Raw genomic sequence first — 26156 nt, 5'->3', positions numbered from 1 at the left:
ACTCTCGCCTCCTTCGGGTCCGGGGCGTGGTACCGATGCGCTCGCGGGCGTCCCGCCGGACGTCGCCCGCGGTCCGGCCCTGGCTCGCGGCGAGCCTTGACACGGGAATCCTACTCAGTGACTATGCGCTTATTCACCGACCGTGCGGCGGCCGACGGCGTCGGCATCCTCGGACGAGACCGGTGGACGAGCCCGCGTCGACGGGAGCGAACGGTTGTGAACAGGCGCAGTTTTCTCCGGCTTGTCGTCGACGGGGCGCCGCTGCCCCTCTACGACGAGGTCCTGCGCGAGGCGGTCGCCGGCGCCGCCTCGCCCGCCGAGGCAGAGGATCTGCAGGCCGAACACACGCTCGCCCTCCACCTCCGCGACACACTGGAGAAGCAGCGCGCTCGCCACGAGCAGCAGCGTGCGCTGGTCGAGTGCGCGAAGGAACTGGCCGAAGACCGCAGCGATCCGGACACCATCCTGACTCTGATCGTGGCGCAGGCACAGCGACTTCTCGGCTGCGACATGGCCTACCTCAGCCTGAACGACGACGAAGGCGGCGCGACCTGCATGCGCGTGATGGTCGGCGCCACGTCCTCGGCCTGGAAGGACGTCCGGATTCCGTTCGGAACCGGTGTCGGGGGCAGGGTCGCCGCCACCGGTACGCCGTTCTCGACGCCCGACTACTTCAACGACGAACGGCTGACGCACGACCCCGCCGTCGACGCCTCGGTCAGGGCGGAGCGGCAGGTGTCGATCGTCGGCGTGCCGCTGCGCAACAGCGCCGTCATCGGCGTGCTCTTCGCCTCCAACCGCACACCGGGCCCGTTCTCCCACGACGCCATCGCTCTCCTCGGCTCCTTCGCCGCCCTCGCCACGAGCGCGATCGAGCAGGCGCGGTCGAGGCAGGAACGGGACCGGACACTGCGGGATCTGCGCCAGGCCGGCGAATCCCTTCGCCGGCGTGCGGCCGACCAGGAGAGAGCGGTCGCCGTGCTCGACCAGACCATGGACATCGTGCTCCGGGGCGGCGGCGTGCAGGAGGTCGTGACCGCCGCGGGGAATCGGCTCGGTGGCGTGCTCGCCATCTTCGACGAGTTCGAGACCCCCGTCGCCTGGACCCCCGGGGCGCCCGAGGATGTGCTCAAGGCGATGTCCGCCGCGACGGTCGAGGCCCGCGGCGGCGTCCAGGGCGTCGACGGCGGGACGTACTGGGTCACCGACCTGGTGGCCGGCACCGAGGCCCTCGGCACGCTGGCCTGGGCCCCGCCGGCCGCGTCCGGCGAGGTCGGCGACCTGGACGTGCGGCTGCTCGAGCGGGCGGCCGTCGTCACCTCGCTGCTCCAGCTGTTCCGCCGTAACCTCGCCGCCGCGGAGGCCAGAGTGCGCGGCGAACTGCTGGACGACCTGCTCACGCCCAACCCCCGCACGTACTCCTCACTGGCCGAGCGCGCCCTGCGGATCGGCTACCAGCCGCAAAAGCGGCATGCCGTCGTCGTCGCGCACATCCGGGCGGAGAACCGGCAGAGCCTCGCGTCCGTGGCGTCCGACCTCGCGGCCGCTCGCGGCGGTCTGAGCACCGTACGGGACGACCGGGCGGTCCTGGTCATCCCCTCCGACGACCCGTCGTTGACCGGCCGCCGGACGGCGCGGTCGATGACCAAGCGCCTGGGGGCGCCGGTCACCGTCGGCGCCGCCGGGCCGGTCGACGATCCGGCCGACCTGCCCGCCGCCTACGGGGAGGCGCTGGCCTGCGCACACGCGCTGATCCGGCTCGACCGTGCGGGCACCGCCGCGACCGCCGCCGACCTGGGGTACACCGGACTGCTCCTCGGCGACAGCGCGTCCGCCGGGGAGTTCGTGGCGCGGACGCTGGGCCCGGTCATCCAGCACGACGAACAGCGCTCGACCATGCTGATGGAGACGCTCGACACCTACTTCACCACCGGGCAGAGCCTCGTGGCCAGCGCGAAGCGGCTGCACATCCACCCGAACACCGTCACCCAGCGCCTCGACCGGGTGAAACGCCTGCTCGGAGTGGACTGGAACAGCCCGGACCACACGCTGGAAGTGCAGCTGGCGCTGCGGCTGCACCGCCTGAGCCGCGAACTCGAGGACTGACTCGGCGAGCCGAGTCCTCGGCGGAAACTTGTCCGATATCGGACATCCGATTTCACCATTTGTCTGATGACTAGTGTCCTGTCCGATCTTTACCGTCTGCCCGGGGGCGAATCACGCCCACGGCCAGGAGGCGCAATGACGGACGACCACCCAGACGAGACCGGACACGGCGCACCGGACTCGGCCCCTGAACCCGCGGCCACGAACTCACGGCAGCGCGGGACGACGCTGAGACTCATCCTCGCGAGCGTTCTCTCCCTCGCGATCGTCGCTCTCTTCGTCCACGGGCTCACCGCGCCGAACGACGCGAGCGGCAACGAGCGGGGCGAAGCCGCCGCCGAACACGTGCACGACGCCGACGGCGGAGAAGAAGGGGAAGAAGAAGGCGAGGAGGGCGAGGAAGAGGAGGAGGAAGAAGGCGGTCCGACGGCCCCGGCCGAGTACCTCACGCAGAAGTTCACCTCCGGTCACGACGTCAAGCCGGACCAGATCAAGCACGCCCGCACGCAGGCCAGGGCGCTCAAGCACGGCGGCGGGAACTGGGGACAGGTCGGCCCCACCAACGTCGGAGGCCGCGTCACCGACCTCGTCGTGGACCCGAACCACCCGAACACCTTCTACGTGGCGGTGTCCGGCGGCGGTATCTGGAGGAGCATCGACGCCGGCAAGACCTTCACCCCGGCCTGGCCGGTCGACCAGACGCAGACGATGGGCGCCATCGCGCTCGGCTCCGACGGCACGTTGTGGGCCGGCACCGGTGAGGCGAACCCGTCCGGTGGCGGCCTGACGTTCTTCGGCGACGGCGTCTACCGGTCGACCGACGGCGGCGCGCACTGGAAGCAGTGGGGCCTCACCGACAGCGGCGCGATCGGAAAGATCGTCGTCGACCCGGCGAACCCGAAGCGGGTCTTCGTCGCGGCCGCCGGCAACCTGTCCGGCACGGCCGGACAGCGCGGCATCTACCGGCTCGGTCCCGACGGCAAGAGCTGGAGACTGGTGCTCAAGACGCCGAACAACACCACGGGCGGCATCGACCTGGCGCTCGACCCCGCCAACGGCAACCGCGTCTACGCCGCGCTGTGGGACCACAAGCGCAACAACGGCGCGCGGGTGTACGGCGGCGTCGGCTCCGGCCTGTTCCGCTCCGACGACGGCGGTGACCACTGGAAGCGGCTGGAGAACGTCATCGGCACCCACCCGGCCGACACCACGGGCACCGGGCTGAAGAGCGACGCGAGCCTCGGCCGGATCGGCGTCGCGGTCGCCCCGAACGACCCCCGGCGCGTGTACGTGGTCAGCGGCAGCCCGTACGGCCCGGACAAGGGTTTCTACGTCTCGGACGACGGCGGCGACACCTTCAAGCCCGGCGGCCGGCCCGGCTCCTCGGGCGGCTACCAGTGGTGGTTCGGGCGCATGTGGGTGGACCCCCAGGACGAGAACCATCTGTTCAGCGCCGACGTCAGCCTGCGTGAGTCCAAGGACGGCGGCGCCACCTGGTCCGACTCGGACGGCGTGCATTCGGACCAGCACGCACTGCAGTGGGACCCGAAGGTGGCCGACCGGATCTACCTCGGCAACGACGGGGGCATCTACCGTTCGGACGAGAACGGTGCGAGCCGCTCATGGGTCCACGCGACGTACGCGCCGTGGAACCAGTCGTACCACCTGGCGGTGGCGGCGGACGACCCGAACCGGCTCGCCTCCGGCCTGCAGGACAACGGCAGCGTCCGTACGTGGACCAACACCGCCGGGGCGTCGGACCTGTCGCAGTGGAACGCCTACGGCGGCGGCGACGGCCACGAGGTCCTGATCGACCCGAGCAATCACGACATCTACTACGAGTGCTCGCAGGTCGGTGTGTGCACCCGGCACGAGGACAGCGGCGGCACCTCGCACAGCTTCCGGTTCGGGCAGCGGCACTCCGCGCGGATCACCACGGACGCCCCGATCGTGCTCGACCCGAGCAACCCGTCGGTGCTGTACTTCGGCGGCAACGTCCTGGACCGCTCGACCGACCGGGGTGCGACGTTCACCCAGATCAGCCCGCCCGGTGACTACCTGACCGGCCCCGTACCGCCGGATGAGGACGACCAGGGGCCGTTCTACGCCAACCAGTACGCCACGATCACCTGGATCGCGCCGGCCAAGACGGACGGCAACACGATCTACCTCGGCACCGACACCGGCCGGCTGTGGAAGACGACCGACCTCGGCGCGCACTGGACCGAGTTCACCGGCAAGGGCTTGCCCACCCGGTGGGTCAACTCGATCGTCGTCGACCCCGCCGACGCCGACCACGTGTACGTCGCCTACTCCGGCTACCGGGAGGGCGACACCGCGGCGAACGTGTGGGAGACCACGAACGGCGGCGGCAGCTGGCACAACATCAGCGGGAAACTGCCGAACGCACCGGTCGAGATGCTCACCTACGACCAGGTGAGCCACCAGCTGTACGCGGCGACCGACTACGGCGTCTTCTACGACAAGAACGACAAGAAGAACTGGAAGCGCCTCGGCAACGGCCTGCCCGACACCCCGGTGTTCGACATCAAGATCACCGGTGACCACCGCACCATCTACGCCGCGACGTTCGGCCGCAGCGTGTGGAGGATCCCCGTGCCGAACGGCTGACCCCGGCGCGGGGACGGGCCCGGCGCGCGTCCCCGCCCGTAGGGCGGCCCCTGACCGGCATGCCAACGGTCAGGGGCCGCCCACGGTCTACGAGCTGGACACGGTCAGGGCGAAGACGTGGAGGCCGCCGCGGGCCGTCGAACTGACGGTCGGAAGGGTCACCGAGGCGACGGTCTTGGCCGGGTCGAGCGCCACCTCGTGGGCGAAGACGTACGTGGTGCGGTTGACGCGGCCGGTGCCGGCGAGGTTGTGGTACGGCATGGTGATCGCCGCCTTGGCGTCGCCGGGCAGGGACGGTACCTGCCAGTCCGGGTCGGTGACGGTGAACGGCTGCGTGCTGCCGTCGGCGTAGCTGACGAGGCCGGTGCCGCCGATCGGGCCGTACGTGCCGACGGTGAGCAGGCCGAGCCGGCCACCCTGCTTGCCGACCTTGATCGTCTGCCCGTTGGCCAGGACGTTGTCCGGGGTTCCGGGCGCGGCGTCGGGCCAGGTGAAGGTCTGCCCGTCGTAGGTGAACGTGCCACCCCGCGTGACTCCCGCGGCGGCCAGTGCCTGAGCCGAGTAGCTCGACCCGTCGGAGTCGATGCCGCCGTTCAGGCCACCGGGCGCGGGCGTGCCGTCGTCGGTCGTCCCGGTGTTGTCGAACGCGCCGGACAGCGCCGGGTACGGGACCGAGACTCGCAGTGGCGCGGTGACGTCGACGCGCCCGCCGCCCGCCCGCGCCGTCAGCGCGACCGGCAGGTCGTACGCGCCGGGCTTGTCGTTCGCCGTGACCGTGACGCGCACCGAGGCCGTGCCGCCCGCCGGGACGTGTACCGTTCCGCTCGCCGGGCGGGCCGTGACGCCGCTCGGCGAGTTCACCGCCCAGCGCGCGGTGAGCGGTGCGTCCGCCGGGCTGGTCAGCCGTACCGTGGCGGTGGCGTCCTTGCCGCCCGAGACGACCAGCGTTCCCGGATCGGCGGTCGCGGTCAGTGGCGCCGGCACCTTGACCGCCGCGGCCCCCGTCGTACGGCCGCCGCCCGCCCAGGTCACGCCGCCGGTGAGCCGGTAGGTGCCGGGCATGACGTCGAGCGGCAGGTCGGCCTGCCAGCGCACGCTCACGCTGTGTCCCGGCGCCACGACTTCGGCGACCGGGTCGCCGATGGGCCGCGCGGCCAGCGGCACGACGCTGCTCGTGGCGTACGCGGTGAGGGTCTGGCGCACGTCGTTCAGCGCGCTCGTGCCGGTGTTGGTGAACGTCGTGGTCACCGTGGAGTGACCGAGGGCGCGCAGGGTGCCGGGCGCGGCCACGTCGAGGCGGCCCGGCGTCTCGGGCGCGGTGTCGAACTCGGCCTCGGCGATGTTCGCGAAGCCGCCGGGCGGGCTCACGTACCGCAGCCAGCGGTACCGGCCGTTGTCCTCGACCGTCAACTGGGTCCAGTCGGCCATCGGCGTCCACGGCACGGTCGCCAGATCGACGCAGCCCTTGTCCGGCCCGTCGGTGCAGCCCTGGAAGCGGCCGCCGACCATGCGGCCCGCCTGGCCGGCCCGCGGCACGAACCGGATCTTCGCCACCCGGGCCGTGTGCCCCGCGCCCAGGTCGATGCCGGCGTACCCGCCGTCGGCCTTCTCATAGTCGTACGCCGTGTTGGGATCGCCGTCGAAGACCTTGTCGTAGGTGTTGTCCGACCCGCCGTACGCGGGGCCGGCGCCGTAGGAGGTGCCGGTCAGCTTCACGGTCCCGGTCGGCGGGTACGCGACGCCGGGTGGCGGGCCGAGGCGGTCGATCCGGTCCTCGAAGTCGAAGCTGGTGCCCTGGCGCGGTCCGCCCCAGGCGCGGTCCGCGAGCACCTGCTGTGGCCGGTTGGCGAACCAGTCGAAGTAAGCGTCGCTCTGCGTCTCGGCGCTGTCGGACCAGCGGGAGATCAGGTACCCGGTCAGGTGGTCGTTCTGTGTCGGCGTCCACTGGGCGTACAGGCTTCGGTCGTCCGGCAGCAGCGCCCCGCCAGGCGGGGCGCCGGGCGTCACGTACAGCAGGTCGCCGGGCGAGGCCACCACGTCGTACCCGAGGTCGAGGTAGTGCTGTACGCCGTCGCCGACCCACGCCTCGACCTTGATGTTCTTGTCGGGCGCGGTGGACGGGGCCTGCTGGTAGTCCCACCAGTTCCATATGACGGCCCGCTTGTCGTGCGAGCGGACCACCTTGTTCATGAAATTGATGAAGTCGACGAACACGTCCGCGGTGCTCGCGTACCCATGCTCCCTGGCGTAGTCGACGAGTTCGGGGCACTGCTCCTGGGTGGCCTGCGTCTGGTACTCGTCGGTGCCGACGTGGAACTCGGGCCCATCGAACAGCGGCACGAACTCATCCAGCAGCTTCTTCACGAAGTCGCGGGTGGCCTGCTTGGTGACGTCGAGCGTCCAGCCGTCGGCCAGCGCGGGACAGGAGAACTTCAGGTCCGGCCGGTACTGCGCGATCGCGTTGGAGTGGCCGGGCAGGTCGATCTCCGGCAGCAGCGTCACGTGGTACTTCCGCGCCTCGTCCTCGAACCGGCGGATGTCCGCCTTGGTGTACGCGTCCGCCGCGGCCAGGCCCGGGAACCGGTCGCTGACCAGGCGGAACGCGTTGTGCTCGGTCAGGTGCAGGTGCACCGTGTTCAGCTTGAGCCAGGCGGCGGTACGGATCTGCTGGAGGATGTACTCGGGCCGGTAGTACTTGCGCCCGGCGTCCAGCATGAACCCGCGCTGCCGTACGTCGGGCCAGTCCATCGCCGTTCCGTGCGGCACCTGGGCGCGGTCCGGGGCGAGGGTGAACAACTGCTCGACGGTTTGCGTGCCGTGCGCCACACCGGCCGGTGTACGCCCGCGCACTGTCAGGGTGTCGGCGATCTGAAGCTGATACCCCTCCTCGCCGAGCGTCGCGGGGGCGGCAGGATCGACGAGGAGCCGCAGGTCGCCGGGGTGCGCCGTGTCACCGAGGACGACGGGCAGGGCCTGGCCGGTGATGGCCGCCAGATCGTCGCGGAACGTACGCGCGTCGGCGGCCTGGGCCGGGGCGACGACGATGCGGGCGCCCCGGCCGAGCCGGAACGTGCCGCTCGCGCCGGTCCACTGGCGCAGCGCAGGCGTGACGTTCGGGGCGGGATCGGGCGAGGCGGCGGCGAACACGGGCGTGACGACGACCTGGGACGCGACAAGACAGGCGGCATTACAAAGGACCGCGAGCCGGCGGCGGATGTCCATCGAACCTCCGGGGCGAGATGCTCGCACTGAACGTAAGATCGACAAATTGCACAGTCAAGAGCGAAACAGGTCATTTTCGCGCACGAATGCGCACCCACCCCGCCGACCACCCGTCGGGCGAGCATCCTCAAGACGCTGTCCGAGAAAAGCGCAGTATGGATTCGGCGGCCTCACAAGAGAACCGGCTCTCCCTCAGCCGAGGACCTCGGCGCGCAGGTGGGTTTTGAGGATCTTGCCGCCCGGATTGCGGGGCAGTTCGTTCTCCCGGAACCACACGTGGGACGGCACCTTGAACGCCGCGATCCTCTCGCGCAGGAACGCCTGGAGCTCCTCCGCGGTCAGGGCCGTGCCCGGTCGCAGGCAGACGACCGCGCCGACCTCCTCGCCGAGCTCGTCGTGGGGGACGCCGATGACGGCCGCGTCCGCGACGGCCGGATGTTCGTAAAGGGCCGCCTCGACCTCGGCGCAGTAGACGTTCTCACCGCCGCGGATGAGCATGTCCTTCGCCCGGTCCACGATGTAGACGAAGCCGTCCTCGTCCACGCGCGCCAGGTCGCCGCTGTGGAACCAGCCGCCGACGATCGCCTGGGCGGTCGCGTCGGGGCGGTTCCAGTAGCCCTTGATGACGTTCGGACCCTTGATCAGCAGCTCGCCCACCTCGCCCGCGGGCAGCTCGTCGCCCGACGGGCCGACCACCTTCACGTCGCACACCGCGACCGGCAGGCCGACGCTGTCGGGGTGTGCCAGATAGTTGACGCCGGAGTTGTACGTCGTCACCGAGGACGTCTCGGTCAGCCCGTACCCGTTGCCCGGGACCCGGTCGGGCAGCAGCTCCTTGATCTTCTCCACCAGCTTCGGCGGGGCGGGTGCGCCGCCGTACGAGACCGACGTCAGGCTGGAGGTGTCGTACTTGTCGAAGTGCGGCGACGTCAGCACCTGCCACGCCATCGTCGGTACGCCGCCGAACATCGTGACGCGCTCGCGTTCGATCAGCTCCAGGGCGCGCTCGGGGTTCCACTTGTGCATCAACACGATCGTGCTGCCGGCGAGCGCGCTGGCGACGAGCACGGAGTGGCAGCCGGTCGCGTGGAAGAACGGCACGCTGAGCAGCGACACCCGGCGCGGCGCCCCGACCACCTCCTCCAGCGCGTGCCCGGCGCGCAGCCCGGCGGCGGCCATCGCGTACGCCAGGCTGATCGGGTTCGTGGTGATGTTGCGCTGGGTGCCGAGTGCGCCCTTCGAGCGGCCGGTCGTGCCAGAGGTGTAGAAGATCGTGGCGTCGTCGTCGGGGTCGATCGTCACGTCCGGCAGCGTGTCGCCGAGCTCGCCGAGCACCGCGTCGAACTCCTCCGCGCCCGCCGGAGGCTCGCCCTCGACACGAGCGACGATCGTCGGAATGCCGAGGTCCGGCAGCACGCCCGTGAGGCGCTCGGCGCGTTCCTGGTCGGCGACGAGGACCTTCGCACCGCTGTCGCGCAGGCCGTACTCCAGCTCCGGCGCGGTCCACCAGGCGTTCAGCGGTACGACGACGGCGCCTGCCGCGGCGGCGCCGAAGAAGGCGACCGACCACTCGGGGAAGTTGCGCATCGCGATCGCGACCCGGTCGCCCTTGCCCACGCCGTACCGCTCGGTGAGCCGCCGGGCGAAGGTCGCCGCGCGCAGGAAGTGCTCCTCGAACGTCAGCCGGTCGTCCTCGTACACGAGAAACGTCGCGTCGCCGTGCAGCCGCGTGACCTCCAGGAGTGAGCGCAGCGACGGCAGTGCGTTCTTCCACACGCGCGTGCGCACGCCGCGGATCTCGACCTCGTCCATCTCGAACAGCTGCCCCGGCGCGGTGACCATCGCGCGGGCCTCTTCCACACTCAGCATCATCGGACTCCGTACTTCTCGCGGGCGGCGGCGATCTTGTCCGGCAGGTACTCGGTGGGCCAGGGCCCGGGGGAGGGCTCGTACTCACGCAGCACGCGACGGGCGATCGAGGCCTGGTGGACCTCGGTCGGGCCGTCCATGATCCCCATGAGCGGCGCGGCCTGCCAGAGCCGCGCCAGCGGAGTGTCGCTGGACACCCCGAGCGCGCCGTGGATGTGCATCGCCCGGTAGACCACGTCGTGGAAGACGCGCGCCGCCGCTACCTTGCAGGCGGCGATCTGGGTACGGGCCTCCTTCGTGGAGGAACGGTCGATCAGCCAGGCCGTGTGCAGGATCAGCAGCCGGAACTGCTGGATCTGCAGGTAGGAGTCGGCGATCGCCGCCTGGACGAGCTGCTTGCCGGCGAGGTTGCCGTCGTGGGTCTCGCGCGACAGGGCGCGTTCGCACATCATGTCGAAGGCCTTCTTCACCGCCGCGACGGTGCGCATCGCGTGGTGGATCCGCCCGCCGCCGAGCCGCGCCTGCGAGATGGCGAACGCCCCGCCGACCTCGCCGAGCAGCGCGTCCGGACCGACCGCGGCGTCGTTGTAGCGGATGTGCGCGTGGCCGCCGTCGCCGCGATGACCCATCGTGGAGATGTTGCGCAGGATCTCCACACCCGGCGTGTCCGTCGGCACCAGGAACATCGACATCCGCTGGTACGGGTGCGCGTCGGGGTCGGTCACCGCCATCACGATGAGGAACGCCGCGTTGGCCGCGTTGGAGGTGAAGTACTTCTCCCCGCTGATCACCCAGCCGTCGCCGTCGCGCACCGCCCGCGTACGGAACAGGCGCGGGTCCGAGCCGGCGTGCGGTTCGGTCATCGAGAAGCCGGAGAAGCACTCGCCGTCCAGCAGCGGCTTGAGGTAGCGGGCCTTCTGCTCGTCCGTGCCGTACATCGCGATGATCTCGGCGTTGCCGGTGTCCGGCGCCTGGCAGCCGAAGATGACCGACGCCCACGGCGAGCGGCCGATGAGCTCGTTCATCAGCGCGAGCTTGAGCTGCCCGTACCCCTGCCCGCCCAGCTCGGGGCCGAGGTGGCAGGCCCACAGCCCCTGCTCGCGCACCCGCGCCTTGAGCGGTTCGACGATGCCGCGCAGCTCGTCGCCGAGCGGTTCGTACGCCTTGCCGCCGTAGACCAGGTCGAGCGGCTCGATCTCGTCGCGGATGAACGCGTCCATCCAGTCGAGCTTCGCCTGGAACTCAGGCTCGGTGGAAAAGTCCCACATCAGGTCTCCATGAAGGTGCGGGCGCGGGCGAACAGCCCGAGCGTGGTCGCGTGCAGCAGGTCCCCGACGTCCTCAGGCGCCTGACCGGCGAACGCGCGGGCGTGCGTGCCCTCCAGCACGATGCCGAGCTTGAAACAGGCGAGCACGGCGTACCAGGTGAGCGCGGACAGGTCGCGGTCCGTACGGGCGGCGTAGACCTCGGCCAGCTCGCCGGTCGTGGGCAGTCCGCCCGCCGTGCCGATGGCGCCGGCCAGCGGCGCCGCCTCCCCGACGGGCCAGGTCGCGATCAGCCAGCCCAGGTCGAGCAGCGGATCGCCGATCGTGCACATCTCCCAGTCGACGATCGCCGCCACCCTCGGGGCGTCGGCGTCGTAGAGCAGGTTGGCGAGGTGGTAGTCACCGTGCATGATGCCGGGCCGCCACTCGTGCGGCCGGTGCGCCTCCAGCCAGGTCGCGACCTCGGTCAGCCCGGGGATGTCCGCGCCGGGGTACCCGTCGAGCGCGTTGTAGGACTCCAGTTCCGAGAGCCACCGGCCGACCTGGCGTTCGAGGAATCCCTCCGGACGGCCCATGTCGCCCAGGCCGGCGGCGACGTGGTCGACCGCGCCCAGTTCGGCGAGCGCGGCGGCGGCGTCCAGGCCCATGCGGTGGCGTACGGCGGGGTCGCCCGCGTACCGCGGGGGGAGCGCCGTCGTGGGGTTGAAGCCGCGCACCGACTCCATGAGGTAGAAGACCACGCCGTTCATGACCGTCTCGTCCGTGCAGGCGGCGATCAGGCGCGGCGCTCGCACTCCCGTGCCGTCGAGGGCGGACAGCACCCGTGCCTCGCGCCGCAGCGCGTCGTTGCTGCGAGGCCGCGGGTGGACGGGCGGGCGGCGGAGGACGTACGCACGGTCGCCGCGGCAGAACCGGACCAGGACGTTCTGCGTGCCACCGCCGAGCCGCTCGACCCGCTCGAACGGCCCACCGGGCAGGCCGTCGGCGTCCATCCAGCGCGCCAGAACGCCGAAGTCGACCAGCGACGGGTCGATGTCATCAGGCTGCATCCAGGGAGAACCTCCGCATGCATGAGCCTATGATTCACCTGCATTAAAGGTCAATATGGTTCAATTCACCCATGGGCACCGCCGGACGTGAGACGCGGGAGCGCCTTATCGAGACGGCTGAGCGGCTCTTCGCCACCGAGGGCGTCTACGGCGTATCCCTGCGAGAGATCGTGCGCGCCTCGGGTGCGCGCAACGTCACCGCCCTGCAGTACCACTTCGGCGACCGGCACGGCCTGCTGCGCGCCGTGCTCGAACGGCACCGCGCCGAGGTCGAGTCGGCCCGACACGCCCTGCTGGACGCGTACGAGGCCGGCGAACGCGACGACGTCCGCGCGCTGTCCGCCGCGCTGGTCCGCCCGCTCGCGGCCGAGCTCGCCTACCCCAGCGGCCGTGCGTACCTGCGGATCCTCGGCGAGCTGGTGAACCGTCCCGAGCCGCTGATCGGCCGGGCGACCGTCAGCGACCCGGCCGACAGCACCTACCGCTGGCGTGCCCTGACCGCCCCGCTCCTGGAGGAGGACGCCACCCGCCTGCACCGGCGGTTCGTCGCGGTGCGCTTCACGATGATCGAGCTGGCCCGCCGCGCCCAGTCGGGGCCGCACGCCGACGACCGGCTGTTCACCGGCCACCTGATCGACCTGGTCGCGGCCCTCCTGCTCGCACCGCTGTCCGCGGAGACCCTGCGCCTGGCCGCCGAACGCGACCGCGAACGCATCCCGTAGACGACACGACGGTCACCAAGGTGGAGTATGCGGCTACGCTCCGTGTACGGTTTCGGGCCGTGGAGAACCTGCGGATTGGCGTCGTCGAGGTGGAGCACGACGAGCGGACCACCCACGACCACCTGAGCTGTTCGGTCTGTTCCTGGCAGCTGGGAGTGTCGCCTCGTGAGTACGCCGTGCGCATCGCCCATCGCCACGACGACTCCCACCAGCAGGGCCGGCAGGTCCGCCCCTGGGCCGGCGGCCGCACGACGGAGGACTGACGGGGCCGGCCGGACGCGTGCGCCCGGCAATCGGCCCGCCCATTGTGCGAATCACCAAAGTGCTCCGGCATTCACCCGATCGCGGGTCGCTTCTCGGTGCCTCGACCGCGCTTAACCGAAGGCCGTTCTACTTTTCGCGTACAACAAGACCCAGCTCAGCGGCCGACGCGAATTTGTTTCATAATGCGTTAGATCACGGTGTGTCAGCATCATCCGACCCTCGGTATTTCGGTGGAAACTACAATCTTGCTGCCATGTCGAGTGCTGCTATATGGTGACGCCGATTCGGCGATAAGCAGTGTGTTCTCTCGGGTGGCGGGGAAATTCGCGCCGTCCGGGACGGTCGCGAAAATCCCGAGTTGATGAACCGTCTTTATCAACCCCCGAAGCCACTAGGAGTGCTTGTGAGGGTCTTCCGTACCAGACGGGCCAGGGGCACGGCCGCGGGCCGCCTCGGTATCGTGCTCGGCGCGCTGACCGCCGCCGTGGCCGCCGTCGCCGTCGTCCCGGGGGTCGCCTCGGCACACGGCGCCGCCTCTCACGCCGCCGCGACGGCCGCCTCGGCGCAGGCCACCGTCACGCACCGTCCCCACTTCATCCAGAACACCACCGTGGACGACGCCGCCCACCTGCAGTCGCTCGGCTACACCGTGCTCGACGTCGGTCCCGGCGAGTCCGCCGACCTGCCGGCCGGAATGCAGGGAATGGAATGGACCGGCGGCGCGATCTGCGACAGCGACGGCATCATGTCCTGGGCGGACTTCCGTGCTCTTGTCGACAGCAACCGCAACAGCTCCAAGGTGTTCGGCTACTTCATCTTCGACGAACCCGACACTCACGGCTGTACGAATATCGCGTCGAAGCTGCGTGACCGCGCCGACTACATTCACTGCTCCGGCTGGCGCAACTCCTTCTGGGACGGCGCTAAGCAGCATCCGAAGGTGGACAACGCCGGAAACTGCCTGGACGCCAGTGGCAACATCATTCCGCGAAAGACCTCGCAGAAGGCGTATCTCGTGGACGAGTACAGCCACGACTATGCCGCCGTGGCCAAGTCGATCACCCACGTGGACCTGTTCGGCCTCGACCCGTACCCCTGTAACAAGGACGGCTCGACGACCTGCGACATGAGCCAGGTCGACGACGCCGCGGCCACGGCCAAGCAGTACTACGCCGAGAGCGAGCTCGCCCCCGTCTACCAGGTCTTCGGCGGCGACGGCTGGAAGATCCCGAGCGCGACGCAGCTCCAGAACCTCCTCGCGGAGTGGGACAGGGTCCTGCCGGGCGCCGGCGCGGACGTCGTCTACAGCTACCGCGACAACAAGAACGGCGGCCCCGAGGACACCTACCCGGGCCTGTCGCACGCGACGAACCTCGAACCGATCCTGTCCGCGCACAACGCCGCGACCTGACCGGCCCCGAACCGGGCCCACCCTGACCGGCCGGGCCGCCCCCGCACACGGACGCCGTGCGGTGGCGGCCCGGCCTCCTACGCCGTTCCTCTGCTCGCGGCTCACCGTGCGGGCCCATCGGGACGATCGCCGTGGAATGTGCGGGCGGATAGCATCGGCCGGTGCGCCGGTACTCCTATGTCGGCCCCGCCGACCTGCTCGCCGCGGCACCGCCCGGCGGCGCCGGGCACCGGGTCGGGTCGGTGGACGACCTGGCCGCCTGGCTGGGCTCACGCGACGCGGACGAGCGTGCCGAGCCCTTCACCTTCGTCGTCGACCTGGACGGGACGCTGCGCCTCGCGCCCCGGCGGAGCGAGCACGTCGCCTGTGCCGGCGGGGCGCCCGTGCTGAGCGCCGGAGAGATGGCCTTCTCCCGCGACGGGCACCGCTGGACCGTGAGCGAGGTCAGCAACCACTCGACCGGCTACTGCCCCGATCCGGCCTCCTGGCCCGCCGTCGGCGCCGCCCTCGACGCGGCGGGCCTGCCGCACCCCGGCCGCTTCACCGGCCCGGTCGTCTTCCGCCACTGCCCCCGGTGCGGCGAGCGCAACCTGGTCAAGGAGCACGACTACGTCTGCGCCCTCTGCGGTGCCGACCTGCCCCGTACGCCGGACGCCACCTGATCCGGATCGGGCGCCGGCGGCGGCTTCACCGGCGTACGCGCGCCCCTCGGCGGTCAACGGCCCGGCTTACCGGCCGAACCGTTCGATGAGCGCCTGGTACGTCGTGAAGGCGGGCTTCGGCCGGTAGTCGTCGGTCAGCAGGCCGAAGTGGTGGAACAGGCCGGGCGCATCGCTGTCGGCGTCGCGCAGGGCGAAGTGCGTGTAGGCGCCGATGGCGAGTTCGCTCCGGCAACCGGCGATCGCCGTGACGGTCGCCTCCAGGACCTCCGCCTGCCGTTCGGGTGTCCGGTCGCCGAAGGTGGGCCAGCCGTTCTCGGTGATGTGCAGCGGGACGGCGGGATCGATGCCGGCGGGCGTGAGGCGTTCGGTCCGGTGCAGGCGGAGCAGGCCGGTGACCGCGTCGTGGAGCCCCTTCGGCGGCACGGGCCGGAAGACGTCCGGGAAGAAGTCGAGGCCGACGTAGCCGAGGGCGGCCGTGAACTCCTTGCCGCCGCGCTCGGTGAGCGCGGTGATGAAGCCTTCGCCCGGGCCGAACAGCGGGGTCGTGTTGAACCCGATCCGGAGGTGGTCGAAGCCCTGCCGCCGGGCCTCGTCGTCGGCGGCGAGCACCCCTTCGACGAGGGCGTCCCGGACCTTCGGGTAGTACCCGTCCAGCGTCGGATTGCCGGCGACGTTCGGCTCTTCGGTGATCTGGAGTGTCGCGGTGCTGCGCCCGTGGTCGCGGACCAGCCGTCGGATGAAACCGGTGTACCCGGCGACGTCCCCCCGGTGGGACTGGTACTGCGCGACGAGGTCGAGGACGCGTCCGTCTCCGGCGTACCGTTCCACGCCGTCCGGAGCCTCGGTGATCTCCCGCGTGTCGTCGGAATCGACGAAGGAGACATAACCGCGGACCAGGAAGGGCCGGCCGCCCGGCCGCAGCTTCCCGATGGCGGCCCTGATCCGCTCCGGGTCGTCCGCCGGGCCCCGGGCCAGCCCTCCGGTGTCGTCCCCGGTGGCACCTCCGGGGTAGATGCCGAAGAGCAGGCCGGCGGATGCCGTCATGATCGGTCTCCTGAAGTCGATCTCTAATATTAGGAACCGACTATATGCCCCGGCGGTCGTCTGTCCGCAACGGCTAGCGGGTCAGAGGTCGAGTACGAGCTGAGGTGTGCGGGACCGTGAGACGCAGGGCAGGATCCGGTCCCCCGCGGCCTGCTCTTCCTCGGTCAGCACAGAGTCACGGTGGTCCGGGCGGCCGTCGAGGACGCCCGTCTCGCAGGTGCCGCAGGTGCCTTCCTCACACGAGGTGAGCACGTCGACGCCTGCCTCGATCAGCACGTCGACGATGGAACGGTCCGCGGGCACCGTCAGATCGGCGCCGGTCGAGGCGATTCGCACCGTGAACGGGGAATCCGTCAACGAGGAATCGACGTCCTTCGGCGAGAAACGTTCCGTTCGCGGTCGCATGCCGCGACGTGCGCACACCGCCTCGATCGCGTCGATCAGCGGCTCGGGACCGCAACAGTAGACGTACGCCTCCCGGTCCACGTCGCCGAGCGCGGAGTCGAGATCGATCAGGCCGCACTCGTCGAAGGGGAACAGGCGCACTCGGCTCGCGTCGATGGCCTGAAGGTCGTCGACGTAGGCCATGGACGCTCGAGTCCGGCCGCCGTAGTGCAGCGTCCAGTCCGCGCCGTCCGCGGCCACCCGGCGAACCATGGCCAGCAGTGGCGTGATCCCGATCCCGCCCGCCAGGAACACGTAGCCGGGGCCCGTTTCCAGCGGGAAGTGGTTGCGTGGGCTGCCGGCGAGGATCCGGTCGCCCTCGTGGAGCCGATCGTGCAGCCATGCCGATCCGCCCCGGCCGTCGGCCTGTCGCAGAACGGCGATCCGGTAAACGGTGCGATCGTCAGGGTCACCGCACAGCGAGTACTGGCGGACGATTCCGGGTTCGGTCACGACGTCGATGTGAGCACCCGGACACCAGGACGGCAGTTCGCCGCCGTCGACCGGACGCAGCTCGAACTCCACCACGCCGAGCGCGACGGTCGTTCGCCTGCCGACGGTGAGCCGGAGCTCGCGGGGACCGTTCATGCGGCGTTCTCCGGAGTGAAGGCCACAGGCAGCGCGAAGTGGGTCATCAGAGATCCGCCGACCAGTCCGCTCTCGACCGGCTCCCCGTCGAGGCGCAGGTCGGGCAGCCGGTCGAGAAGGCGGGTGAGGGTGATCCGGAGTTCGGCTCGGGCGAGGTGCTGACCTTGGCAGACGTGGGGTCCGGCTCCGAAGCTGACGTGTCGGTTCCGGGTCCGGCGTGGATCGAACTCCTCCGGGTCGGTGAACTCCCGCGGATCCCGGTTGGCGGCCGCGAGGTCGAGGAGGACTCGGCCGCCCTCGGCGAGCTCGTGGCCGTCGACCTGGACCGGGCACCGGAGCGTGCGTGCGAACAGCTGCAGTGGTGTGGTCAGCCGCAGGCTCTCCTCGATCACCCGTGGCAGCCCGCGCCGGTCGGCGATGAGATCGTCTCGCAGGCCGGGCACGGTCAGCACGTGCCGGATGAGACCGCCGAGGGCCGAGCCCGTCGAGTGGTGGCCACCGACGATGTAGGCGAGAAGCAGCCCGGTGGCGCCCGCTTCGTCGATCTCCTTGCCGTCGACGACGCCGCTCGCCATCTCGGTGAGCATGTCGTCGCGGGGGTTCTCACGGCGGTCGGCCAACCAGCGCTGGGTGTGGTCGGAGAACTCCGCGAACCGCGCCGGGAGCTCCTCGGAACCCGTGGCGGCGAACAGCGCCGCCGCGACACCGCGGGCGCGCACCGCCTCGGCCTGGTCGAGGCCGATCATTCGCCCGATGACGATCGCGGGTAGCGGCTCCGTGAGGCGGTCCACCAGGTCGGCCTTGCCGGCGGTCGCGAAGTCGTCGATCAGAAGGTCGACGACCTCGGTGATGACCGGTTCGAACGCTCGTACGGCGCGCGGGGTCAGCGGGCCGTTCAGGACTCTGCGCCACGCGGAGTGTTCGGGTTCGTCGAATTCCAGAGCGGGGATCGGCGGCAGCAGCCCACTGGGCGGGATGTGCACACCATCGGCCGAGGAGAACGACCCGGTGTCCGTCAGCGCCGTGCGGACGTTGTCGTAGCGGGTCAGGTAGTCGAATCCGCCATGCCGGTCGCTGTGTACGACCGGGCATGCTTCCCGCATCTCGGCGCGGGCACGATGGACTTCATTGGCGGGCAGGGTTCCGTCGAGGTGATCGAAGGCGGGATCTGTTGTCATGACGGCTCCTTCCTCTGCACTGACGCGGCGAGTGTGGTGTGTCGGCTCGACGGTCTGTCCGCTGCGCGCGGGCCGGTCCGTCGTGCGCGAGGCGTACGGGGTGATCGGCGGCGGGCGTCAGCGTCGTCGGCCGGGCACTCGGCCGCTGCGCCCGGTGGGTGCTATCTCGGCTCGGCCCCGAGTGTCTCGGCGATCTCCCGCAGACGGCGGCGGTCGATCTTTCCGACCTGGCTGACCCGCGGCATCTCCGGGAGCACGACCAGGCGCTCCGGCCACTTGTACTTCGCGACCTGGAGGCGGTCGAAGTGGGCGCGGATTTCGGTGAGATCGATCGCCGATCCGTCACGGCTCACGACGAAGGCGCAGGCCCGTTCGCCCAGCCGGGCGTCGGGCATCGCCACCAGGGCGGCCTCGGCGATCGCGTCGTGGGAGCAGAGGAGGAGTTCGACCTCCTCGGTGTTGATCTTCTCGCCACCGCGACTGATCATGTTTTTGATGCGGCCCTCGACGGTGTAGCAGCGGACGCCGGCGATCGTTCGCTCCGCCATGAGGTCACCGCTGCGGTAGAAGCCGTCCGCGGTGAAGGCTCGCCGGTTGTGCTCGGCCGCGTCCCAGTAGCCGTGCAGGGTGTAAGGGCCTCGGGCGCAGAACTCGCCCACCTCGCCGGGCGCCACCTCCGTTTCGGTCCCGGGTTCGTACAGCCGGACTTCGTCCGCGGGAGAGATCGGTATCCCGACGCTCGCCGTGCGGGCGTCGAGCGGGAAGTCGAGCGGGGTGGTGAGGCACAGCCCCTCGCTCATCCCGAAGATCTGCCCGCCCCAGATGCCGCGCGCGTCCAGCACCGCCATGTACCGGCTGGGCACCTTCTTGCCGCTGAACAGCACCCGCCGCAGCGCGGTGGCATCGGCCAGACGCGGATCCAGGGCCAGTTCGAAGGCGAACGGACCGAGCAGGACATCCGTCGCCTCGTTCCGGACGACGAGGTCGAGTGCGGCTGACGCGTCGGGCACTCCGAGCACGAGGGTCGCCCCCACGCTGTGCGGGCCCTGCAGACCGATGATGACGCCCGCGTTGTGCACGATCGGCATCATGAACGCGACGCGGTCCCCAGGCCCCCATCCCATCGCGCGGGCGAGGCTCGCACCGTAGTGCCAGTAGGGGGCCTGCAGGCAGGGAATCACCTTGGGGACACCGGTGGTGCCGCCGGAGAGCTGGAACACCGCGAGCGACTGCATGCCGAGTCCGGCCTGGACGGCCTCGACGATCCCGCGGGCCTCGGCGTCGTCGAGGTCCTCGCCGAGTCCGTCCATCTCGACGGCTCGGGGGTCGCCGGCCGGGCCGTCGGAGACCAGGATCGTGCGCTCCACACCGGCCGCCTCGGCCTGTTCGAAGGCGAATCCGACGAGGTCGAAGCGAGGGTCGCGGGCGGCGACCAGGTGCGCGACCGGGCGGGTCTGGCGCGCGATCTCCCCGATTTCGTGCCCGCGGTGCAACGGCAGCGTGCACACGGGTACGAGACCCGCCTTGAGCAGCGCGTACCAGGCGATCACGGTGTTGGCGGTGTTGTGCACCTGCAGCAGAACCGCACCGCCGGGCTCCAGCCCAAGCCGATGAAGGCCCGCGGCGCGTCGGTCGGAGATGCGGTCCAGCTCCGCGAAGGTCAAGCGGACATCACCGCAGATCAGGGCATCCCGGTCGCCGTGTTCCTGCGCCGTGATGTGCAGGTGCTCGGCGATGGTGGGCGACTCCCACAGTCCTTCGCGGACGTAGCGGGCCTCATCCTCGGCCGGATAGAGGACGAGCTTGCCGGAGATGTCGGGTGCGAGCGTCATCGCGTCTTTCTCCTCTGCGGTGCCGGGCGTGGTCAGCACAGGTCGCGCTCGTAGCCGAGGACGACCTCGCGGTTCTCCCGCCGGAAGTCCCGGTAGGAGACGCGTCCCGTGCGCATCAGGTACTCGAGCGCGAACTTCGTCGGATGGGTGATGGTGCGGGACGGGAGCCCCTCGTACCAGGCGATGCTGCGCTTCGCGGCGGTCTGGAAGGCGTCGGCGACGGGCTTGCGCACCCGCTCGAACTCCCTCAGCCCCACCTCGACGTCCCACGCCGCTCCGTCCAGCGCCTGCGTCAGGTAGACGGCGTCACGCATCGCGAACCGGGTGCCGGATCCGATCGACGGGTGGACGGTGTGCAGGGCGTCCCCGATCAGCACGAGGTTGCGGTGGGTCCATCGCGCGCAGCTGATGAACTTGGTCTGGAACCACGGCGAGTGGTCACTGCGCAGCGGCGCGCCGTCCAGCGCCTCGGCGAAGAGCCGTTCGCACAACTCGCGCGACTCGTCCTCGGTCATGCCGGCGAACCCGAGCCGGTCGAACGTCTCCTGGCCGACCTCGACGGTGAAGTTGCTCATCTCGGCCGAGAACCGAGAGGCATGGACCATGAGGATTCCGTACTCGCTGTTCTGGAGGATGATCGACGGCGGGTAGGGCTTCGGAGTGCCGTACCAGGCCAGCCAGTTGGTGCCGAGTTCGACGCTCGGCAGGAAGTGCTCGGCGAAGCGCTCGCGGGTCCGGCTGTTGACGCCGTCGGCACCGATCACGAGATCCCAGGCCGCCATGTCGCTCTCGGTCACTGCGGCGTCGCGGTCATGCTCGATGCTCACCCCGGCCTCGAGGGCGAACTTCTCCAGTATGGCCAGGAGCGACCAGCGGGCGTTGAGGTGGCTGCGGCCGACCTTGACCGGCACGCCGACACCATCCAGGCTGAGGACCATCCGATCGTGGCGGGTCTCGGTCGTGAGTGCGTCGATCACATCAGGTGCGGCGGGCCGGAGCGCGTCGGCTGCGCTCTCGCTGAACGCCACGCCCCAGCCGTACGTCACGCCGTGCGGGTTTCGCTCCCTGACGTGGATCGTGGCCGTGGGGATCGCTCGTTTGGCGATGATCGAGAAGAAGAGTCCCGCGGGGCCGGCGCCGACCACCAGAATCCTCATGGGTTTTCCGGATGTCACCGTCCACCTCCCCGCCACGACACGACGTGGTGCGCGACGCGCTCGCCCAGTGCCGACGCCGTTCGCAGGTCGCTGTCCTGCATGCCTTCCAGACCCTGGTCGGAGTTCGACTGCGCCATGGCCCCGGCGTAGGAGCCGAGCCGGTTCAGTTCGGAGTCGGACCCCGTGCTGCGTCCGTTGCCGTCCAGCAGGCCGAGTCCGACCCAGACCATCCCGTGCTGCATGGCGAAGAGCCAGAGCTGGGTGAGGGTGCTGAGCTTGTCCCCGGAGTGACCGCTGGAGTTGGTGAACCCCGCGGCGAGCTTGCCCTTCCACTCCTGGGCCAGCCAGATCTTCGCGCTGGCCTCCATGAACGACTTGAACACCGCCGAACCACTGCCCATGTAGGTCGGGGTGCCGAAGATCAGCGCGTCGCAGTGGTCGAGCTGACGGGGATCGGTGGCGACCTCCTCGGCGAAGTACAGCGCGACGTCGGTGTCCGGGACCGAGGCGGCGCCTTCCCCCACCGCTCTGGCCTGCGCGGCGGTATGGCCGTAGCCACTGTCGTAGACGACTCCGATGGAGCGCGCTTCCGTCACCTTGTCCTCCTTGGTGATGCCGTGGCGAACCGGCCGTTCAGCCAGCGGTCGATGTGGACGGCGGCGGCGGCGTATCCGGTGGGCTCGCCCTCCACGATGGGCTGGCCGAAGTGCTGGCCCCGGACGACATGGCGGGTCTTGTCTTCACCGGCCAGGGCCTCGAACATCCGGGCACTGGCGCTGGGGAGCGCGGCCTGGTCGCCGCTGAACTCCAGGTAGAGCGCTGGCAGCCGCACTCCGGCCGCGCACCGCACGAAATCCGCGTTGGTGTGGTTCGCCGACCAGGTCGACAACCACGCGTCGGGAGTGGTCAGCCGGCCGAAACCCACCAGGCCGTAGTTGATCAGATCCGGGCGGCGGCCGAACAACGAGCCGTAGGGCCGGTCGTTCGGATCGATCGACAGGTCCACGTAACAGGGGTCGGCGTCGGTGCGGTAGGTGGTGATCACTCTCGGGGCGAGGCCGGTCCGCCGGTCGGCGGGGTCGCCGGTGCGGGCGAACCGGGCCCGGGCCTTCGAGGTCTCGGCGGCGAGTTCGACGGCGCGGGCGTCGATCCGGGCGATCCGGTTTCTTTGGGCCGTACGGTACGCGCGGAGGAAGTCGGCGCTGTAGCGGCTCGGCTCCGGTGGCTCGGCGAATCCGTTTCCCGGCGAGTACATGTCCAGCGCGGGATCCACCGACATGGGGTCCGACTCGTCCACGACGGACGGGTCGATGCAGTGCAGCAGCACCTGTCCCTGACCCGGGTGCGGCGCCAGAAAGATCGCGCCGTCCGGAACGGGCATCCGCGCGCCCGCCAGCGTGATCGGCCGGCCGGCCGGTGTCACATCCAGCCGCAGACCCGGCTCCAGGGACGCCTGCTCGATGTAGAAGGCCGACAGCGTTCCGCCGCCGGAGTGGCCGAAGGTCAGCACGGTGTCGAACCCGGTGTCCCGGAGGAACACATGGCCCGCCGCCGCGTCCAGCAACGCCTGCTCGTGGACCAGGGCGAGGTCGTTGTTGGGCGACCGGGAGCCCTGGGTCCAGACCGAGACGCCGCTTCGCAGGAGCAGCGGGATCATCGGATGGTGCGTCACCGACTGGCGCGGGTGCATGACGGTGACCGCCGTCGCCGCGCCGTCGAGGGAGTACAGCACTCCCTCGATCTTGGCGCCGTCGAAGGTGGTGAGCTGGTGCGTGCTCACCGTGACGCCGGGCGGCGTCTCCGCCCGCTGGACGTCCCGGCCCGCGCCGAGCCGGTCCACCGCCAGCGGGCTCATCCCTTCGCTCCTGTGGGCTGGACCACCAGTTCCGACTTGTCCCAGCGGCTCACCCGGCCGTCCTCGACCGCGGCGACCGCGCTGTACCAGACGGCGTTGCGGCAACCCGTGGCGTTGCGCTCGATGCGGATCGAGCCGGGCGTGGCGACCTCGAGGTAGGGGCCGCGCCGCCGGACGGTCACGTCGGGATCCTTGCCGGCGACTTCGGCCAGCGGGCGGAAGTCGCCGACGTCGAGGACGAACAGCGTGGTCATGCGAACGTCACCAAGTCCGGCTCGCCCGCGTAGCGCTCCGAGATCAGCTTCGCCTTCCGCGCGAAGAACTTCTCCAGGGAGGGATCGGGCTCCGCCGTCACGTCCATGAGCGCGTCGACGCTCAGGTTGGCGTCGATGTCGTCCTCGGTGGTGATCGCCCGCAGCGGACGGGTGATCTCGATCAGGTACCCGTTGGGGTCGGTGACGTAGATCGACTCGACTGTCTCGTGCCGCACCTGCGACTCGCACGGCCAGTCGCTCGCGTCCAGCCGGCGCCGGTATTCCAGCAGATCCTCCTCGGTGTCGACGTGGATCGCGAGGTGCCGGGCACGGCGGAGCAGATCGGGGATCCCGGTGTCCCGGTAGGGCTCGACTCCGAAGTAGTAGAAGAACGCCAGCCGATCGCCGCTGCCGATGTCGAAGAAGAAGTGGATGAAGTCCGGGTGGTCGCCGGGCCCCCACCCGAGCGCGCATGTCGCGTGGACGACCGGGAAGCCGAGGATATCCCGGTAGAAGGTGATGGTGGCCCGCGGATCGAAGGTGGGAAACGCCGCGTGATCGACGCCCCGCACGGTGTGCGCAAGCGGGTCATGCTCCGGTGATGGCATCTGCGTACTCCTCTCGCGACCAACTCGGTGACGCCGAGCGTAGAGCGACCCTGTCGCAACCGTCAATATTCTGACGCCTTAGTATCGACAGGCGGGGTGACGGGGTCCGGGCGACGCGAGGCGCCCGATGACCGCCTCGCCGCGCGGGTGACAGGACGCGTTCTGACGACTGTGAAGGGACGGCACCGAATGACCACGATGTGGATCGATCTCTCCGTCGAAGGCCGAAAGATCGCCGGCCGCGCCGCCGCCGGCGGTGCCGCAGGGGCTCCGTTGATCGTGGCCCTTCATGGCGGGGGATACGGCTCCGGGTACTTCGACGTGCCCGGTCACTCCCTGCTCGACCTCGGCGGGCGACAGGGCAGTACACGCTCGCCGAATACGACGGCCTGTGGGTCGTCGACGCGAGTCGCGTGGCGACATTCGCCGGGTACTTCGGCTCCGCCCCGTGGGTGGAGGCCGGCCTTCAGGCGGGCGCCGGTCACAACCTCGACCACCATCGACTCTCCCGGGCCCTCCACCTGCGGCAGCTGGCCTTCGCGTGGGAGTGCGCAGCGCGGGCGACCGTCGCCGGTGACTATGATGACCGGCTGACCGGGCAGGAACGGCGCACATGACGACCGTCGCGCCAGGCTGAAGCCGAGGCCGAGGAGTGTGTGGTGGCTGCGGAGGACTCCAAGGCGCAGGGACGGTCGGGTGGCCGCCCGGACTCCCGTCGCGGCGCGGCGCCCCGACGCAAGCTCCTCATGAGCGAGATCGTCGACCAGGCCATGCGCATCTTCGCTGAACGCGGCTACGACGGGACCACCCTGCAGGACGTCGCGGACGCCGTCGGGCTGAGCCGTCCCAACCTCTACAACTATGTCAAGAGCAAGGAAGATCTGCTCGTGGCGATGGTCGAGGCGACGACTGAGAGCGCGGCGAACGCGCTGCGGGAGGTCCGGCAACGCACCGATCTCGACTCGGCGGACAAGCTGCGCATGCTCGTCCGCGCCCTGGTCCTGCGCCGCGCCGAGCAGCCGGCGCAGTTCCGTACGCTCGATCGCAGCGACCAGGCGCTCCCTCCGGAGATCGCGAAGAAGCACCTCCAGGGCCGTCGGGCGGTCCTCCGGGAGATCACCGGCGTCATCGAGGAGGGGATCACGGCCGGCCGTTTCCGTCCTGTCGACGCACGCGTCACAGCGCTGTCGATCATCGGAATGTGCAACTGGGTGGCATGGTGGTTCCATCCGTCTCCGGCGCACCCCGCCGAACCGGTGGCCGAACAGATCGCGGAGAACGCGGTGGCGATGGTGGCTCGAGAGGCCGGGCGTACCCCGGACACGCCCACTCCACTCGGCGCCGTCGCCCTGCTTCGGCAGGACCTCGACTACCTGACCCGTCTCCTCACCGCGGAGGGCGAAGGAGAAGACCTCCCGCCCGACGACGCATAAGACCTCCCGTCACATCAGGAGTCGATCCAGCGGACCAGCCGGTCCAGCGGCAGGCGTCCCGAGGGGATCGCGGATCGGCCGCGGGGCGCGCGTGCGGGGTAGCCGAGCGCGATGGCCGTCCGGACCTTCCACGGGGCCTCGACGCCGGCCAGCCGTCCGGCCTGCTCGGCGTTGGACGCGGGAAAGAACGAGACCGGGCAGCTTCCCAGGCCGAGGCCGTGCGCGGCGAGCATGAGGCTCTGGGCGGCCCGGCCCGCGTCGAACTCCGCGTCCTCGCCCCCGGTCGCGTGGTCCACCGCGAGCAGCACGGCCACCGGAGCCGTGGCCAGGTGCGCCGCGTAGCCGCCCAGCAGGCTCAGCCTCTCCCGCAGGGCGCCGTCCCGGACGACGACGAATCTCCAGGGCTGGCGGTTGCGCGCCGACCCGGTCCAGCGCGCCGCCTCCAGCGCTCGTACGATCTCGCGCGTCGGCACCGGTGTGTCGGCGAACCACCGTGTGGCCCGCAGCGACGCCACCTCCGCCCGCAACGGCTCACCCACCCGGCCTCGCCCCCGATCCTCGC

At 70.4% G+C, this 26156-nt stretch carries 22 protein-coding genes; 8 read left to right on the top strand and 14 right to left on the bottom strand.

Annotated features, from left to right (window positions below):
* Positions 1-216 precede the first annotated feature (216 nt).
* Both ABEA10_RS49995 and ABEA10_RS49990 read left to right on the top strand, forming a co-directional pair.
* Entirely contained in the window at positions 217-2106 is a 1890-nt protein-coding gene (locus ABEA10_RS49995) for a helix-turn-helix domain-containing protein (RefSeq protein ID WP_345475774.1), read from the top strand.
* Between the two features lie 135 nt (positions 2107-2241).
* The gene (locus tag ABEA10_RS49990) at positions 2242-4737 is read left to right on the top strand and encodes a WD40/YVTN/BNR-like repeat-containing protein (protein ID WP_345475773.1); all 2496 of its coding nucleotides are present in this window, start codon (positions 2242-2244) and stop codon (positions 4735-4737) included.
* A gap of 87 nt (positions 4738-4824) precedes the next feature.
* On the opposite strand, the gene ABEA10_RS49985 is transcribed toward ABEA10_RS49990, so the two are convergent.
* The 4 genes from ABEA10_RS49985 to ABEA10_RS49970 form a co-directional block, all read right to left on the bottom strand.
* Complete coding sequence (locus ABEA10_RS49985; RefSeq protein ID WP_345475772.1) at positions 4825-7959, bottom strand: family 20 glycosylhydrolase; 3135 nt, start codon at positions 7957-7959, stop codon at positions 4825-4827.
* Positions 7960-8151: 192 nt separating this feature from the next.
* The gene (locus ABEA10_RS49980; protein WP_345475771.1) at positions 8152-9828 is read right to left on the bottom strand and encodes a class I adenylate-forming enzyme family protein; all 1677 of its coding nucleotides are present in this window, start codon (positions 9826-9828) and stop codon (positions 8152-8154) included.
* Positions 9828-11096 (bottom strand): acyl-CoA dehydrogenase family protein, encoded by a 1269-nt coding sequence (locus ABEA10_RS49975; protein WP_345475770.1) that lies wholly within the window; start codon positions 11094-11096, stop codon positions 9828-9830. Before ABEA10_RS49975 ends, ABEA10_RS49980 begins: the two co-directional genes overlap by 1 nt.
* On the bottom strand, positions 11096-12142 hold the full coding sequence (locus ABEA10_RS49970) for a phosphotransferase family protein (protein ID WP_345475769.1): 1047 nt from the start codon (positions 12140-12142) through the stop codon (positions 11096-11098). The genes ABEA10_RS49975 and ABEA10_RS49970 overlap by 1 nt, the downstream gene beginning before the upstream one ends.
* Before the next feature lie 71 nt (positions 12143-12213).
* Here ABEA10_RS49970 and ABEA10_RS49965 point away from each other — a divergent pair, with 71 nt between their 5' ends.
* The 4 genes from ABEA10_RS49965 (at position 12214) to ABEA10_RS49950 (ending at position 15201) form a co-directional block, all read left to right on the top strand.
* Positions 12214-12864 (top strand): TetR/AcrR family transcriptional regulator, encoded by a 651-nt coding sequence (locus ABEA10_RS49965; RefSeq protein ID WP_345475768.1) that lies wholly within the window; start codon positions 12214-12216, stop codon positions 12862-12864.
* A gap of 59 nt (positions 12865-12923) precedes the next feature.
* Positions 12924-13127, top strand: coding sequence for a hypothetical protein (locus ABEA10_RS49960; protein WP_345475767.1), 204 nt, complete (start codon positions 12924-12926; stop codon positions 13125-13127).
* Positions 13128-13531: 404 nt separating this feature from the next.
* Positions 13532-14539, top strand: a complete 1008-nt coding sequence (locus ABEA10_RS49955; RefSeq protein WP_345475766.1) for a hypothetical protein — start codon at positions 13532-13534, stop codon at positions 14537-14539.
* A gap of 161 nt (positions 14540-14700) precedes the next feature.
* Positions 14701-15201, top strand: coding sequence for a TFIIB-type zinc ribbon-containing protein (locus tag ABEA10_RS49950; protein ID WP_345475765.1), 501 nt, complete (start codon positions 14701-14703; stop codon positions 15199-15201).
* 66 nt (positions 15202-15267) lie between these two features.
* Here the strand turns inward: ABEA10_RS49950 and ABEA10_RS49945 are convergent, their stop codons facing one another.
* The 9 genes from ABEA10_RS49945 to ABEA10_RS49905 all read right to left on the bottom strand — a co-directional run bounded on the left by ABEA10_RS49945 (position 15268) and on the right by ABEA10_RS49905 (position 24161).
* Positions 15268-16245 carry a hypothetical protein gene (locus tag ABEA10_RS49945; protein WP_345475764.1) on the bottom strand — a complete coding sequence of 326 codons (978 nt, stop codon included), beginning with the start codon at positions 16243-16245 and terminating at the stop codon, positions 15268-15270.
* An 81-nt stretch (positions 16246-16326) separates the two neighbouring features.
* Positions 16327-17277, bottom strand: a complete 951-nt coding sequence (locus ABEA10_RS49940; protein ID WP_345475763.1) for a PDR/VanB family oxidoreductase — start codon at positions 17275-17277, stop codon at positions 16327-16329.
* On the bottom strand, positions 17274-18455 hold the full coding sequence (locus ABEA10_RS49935; protein WP_345475762.1) for a cytochrome P450: 1182 nt from the start codon (positions 18453-18455) through the stop codon (positions 17274-17276). The genes ABEA10_RS49940 and ABEA10_RS49935 overlap by 4 nt, the downstream gene beginning before the upstream one ends.
* 161 nt (positions 18456-18616) lie before the next feature.
* Positions 18617-20287 (bottom strand): AMP-binding protein, encoded by a 1671-nt coding sequence (locus ABEA10_RS49930; protein ID WP_345475761.1) that lies wholly within the window; start codon positions 20285-20287, stop codon positions 18617-18619.
* A gap of 32 nt (positions 20288-20319) precedes the next feature.
* Positions 20320-21444: an FAD-dependent monooxygenase gene (locus tag ABEA10_RS49925; RefSeq protein ID WP_345475760.1), complete on the bottom strand. Its 1125-nt coding sequence runs from the start codon at positions 21442-21444 to the stop codon at positions 20320-20322.
* Between the two features lie 14 nt (positions 21445-21458).
* Complete coding sequence (locus ABEA10_RS49920; protein ID WP_345475759.1) at positions 21459-22040, bottom strand: flavodoxin family protein; 582 nt, start codon at positions 22038-22040, stop codon at positions 21459-21461.
* On the bottom strand, positions 22037-23299 hold the full coding sequence (locus ABEA10_RS49915; RefSeq protein WP_345475758.1) for a hypothetical protein: 1263 nt from the start codon (positions 23297-23299) through the stop codon (positions 22037-22039). The genes ABEA10_RS49920 and ABEA10_RS49915 overlap by 4 nt, the downstream gene beginning before the upstream one ends.
* Complete coding sequence (locus ABEA10_RS49910) at positions 23296-23553, bottom strand: hypothetical protein (RefSeq protein ID WP_345475757.1); 258 nt, start codon at positions 23551-23553, stop codon at positions 23296-23298. Before ABEA10_RS49910 ends, ABEA10_RS49915 begins: the two co-directional genes overlap by 4 nt.
* Complete coding sequence (locus ABEA10_RS49905; protein ID WP_345475756.1) at positions 23550-24161, bottom strand: VOC family protein; 612 nt, start codon at positions 24159-24161, stop codon at positions 23550-23552. Before ABEA10_RS49905 ends, ABEA10_RS49910 begins: the two co-directional genes overlap by 4 nt.
* A gap of 413 nt (positions 24162-24574) precedes the next feature.
* Between ABEA10_RS49905 and ABEA10_RS49900 the strand changes: the two genes are divergently transcribed.
* Positions 24575-24778, top strand: a complete 204-nt coding sequence (locus ABEA10_RS49900) for a hypothetical protein (RefSeq protein WP_345475755.1) — start codon at positions 24575-24577, stop codon at positions 24776-24778.
* Positions 24779-24820: 42 nt separating this feature from the next.
* On the top strand, positions 24821-25594 hold the full coding sequence (locus ABEA10_RS49895; RefSeq protein ID WP_345475754.1) for a TetR/AcrR family transcriptional regulator: 774 nt from the start codon (positions 24821-24823) through the stop codon (positions 25592-25594).
* 14 nt (positions 25595-25608) lie between these two features.
* On the opposite strand, the gene ABEA10_RS49890 is transcribed toward ABEA10_RS49895, so the two are convergent.
* Positions 25609-26133 (bottom strand): nitroreductase family protein, encoded by a 525-nt coding sequence (locus ABEA10_RS49890; RefSeq protein WP_345475753.1) that lies wholly within the window; start codon positions 26131-26133, stop codon positions 25609-25611.
* Positions 26134-26156: the final 23 nt, after the last annotated feature.

The sequence above is a fragment of the Actinoallomurus oryzae genome (genome assembly GCF_039541955.1).
GTDB lineage: Bacteria > Actinomycetota > Actinomycetes > Streptosporangiales > Streptosporangiaceae > Actinoallomurus > Actinoallomurus oryzae.
Note: the sequence above shows the minus strand (reverse complement) of the source record. Positions and strands in the feature narration are given on the sequence as shown.

Bases quoted from the DNA above. Each gene is read 5' to 3' on its own strand.
- ABEA10_RS49990 (WP_345475773.1), top strand. From the start codon at position 2,242: ATGACGGACGACCACCCAGACGAGACCGGACACGGCGCACCGGACTCG.
- ABEA10_RS49985 (WP_345475772.1), bottom strand. From the start codon at position 7,959: ATGGACATCCGCCGCCGGCTCGCGGTCCTTTGTAATGCCGCCTGTCTT.
- ABEA10_RS49980 (WP_345475771.1), bottom strand. From the start codon at position 9,828: ATGCTGAGTGTGGAAGAGGCCCGCGCGATGGTCACCGCGCCGGGGCAG.
- ABEA10_RS49975 (WP_345475770.1), bottom strand. From the start codon at position 11,096: ATGTGGGACTTTTCCACCGAGCCTGAGTTCCAGGCGAAGCTCGACTGG.
- ABEA10_RS49970 (WP_345475769.1), bottom strand. From the start codon at position 12,142: ATGCAGCCTGATGACATCGACCCGTCGCTGGTCGACTTCGGCGTTCTG.
- ABEA10_RS49965 (WP_345475768.1), top strand. From the start codon at position 12,214: ATGGGCACCGCCGGACGTGAGACGCGGGAGCGCCTTATCGAGACGGCT.
- ABEA10_RS49945 (WP_345475764.1), bottom strand. From the start codon at position 16,245: ATGACGGCATCCGCCGGCCTGCTCTTCGGCATCTACCCCGGAGGTGCC.
- ABEA10_RS49940 (WP_345475763.1), bottom strand. From the start codon at position 17,277: ATGAACGGTCCCCGCGAGCTCCGGCTCACCGTCGGCAGGCGAACGACC.
- ABEA10_RS49935 (WP_345475762.1), bottom strand. From the start codon at position 18,455: ATGACAACAGATCCCGCCTTCGATCACCTCGACGGAACCCTGCCCGCC.
- ABEA10_RS49930 (WP_345475761.1), bottom strand. From the start codon at position 20,287: ATGACGCTCGCACCCGACATCTCCGGCAAGCTCGTCCTCTATCCGGCC.
- ABEA10_RS49925 (WP_345475760.1), bottom strand. From the start codon at position 21,444: ATGAGGATTCTGGTGGTCGGCGCCGGCCCCGCGGGACTCTTCTTCTCG.
- ABEA10_RS49915 (WP_345475758.1), bottom strand. From the start codon at position 23,299: ATGAGCCCGCTGGCGGTGGACCGGCTCGGCGCGGGCCGGGACGTCCAG.
- ABEA10_RS49910 (WP_345475757.1), bottom strand. From the start codon at position 23,553: ATGACCACGCTGTTCGTCCTCGACGTCGGCGACTTCCGCCCGCTGGCC.
- ABEA10_RS49905 (WP_345475756.1), bottom strand. From the start codon at position 24,161: ATGCCATCACCGGAGCATGACCCGCTTGCGCACACCGTGCGGGGCGTC.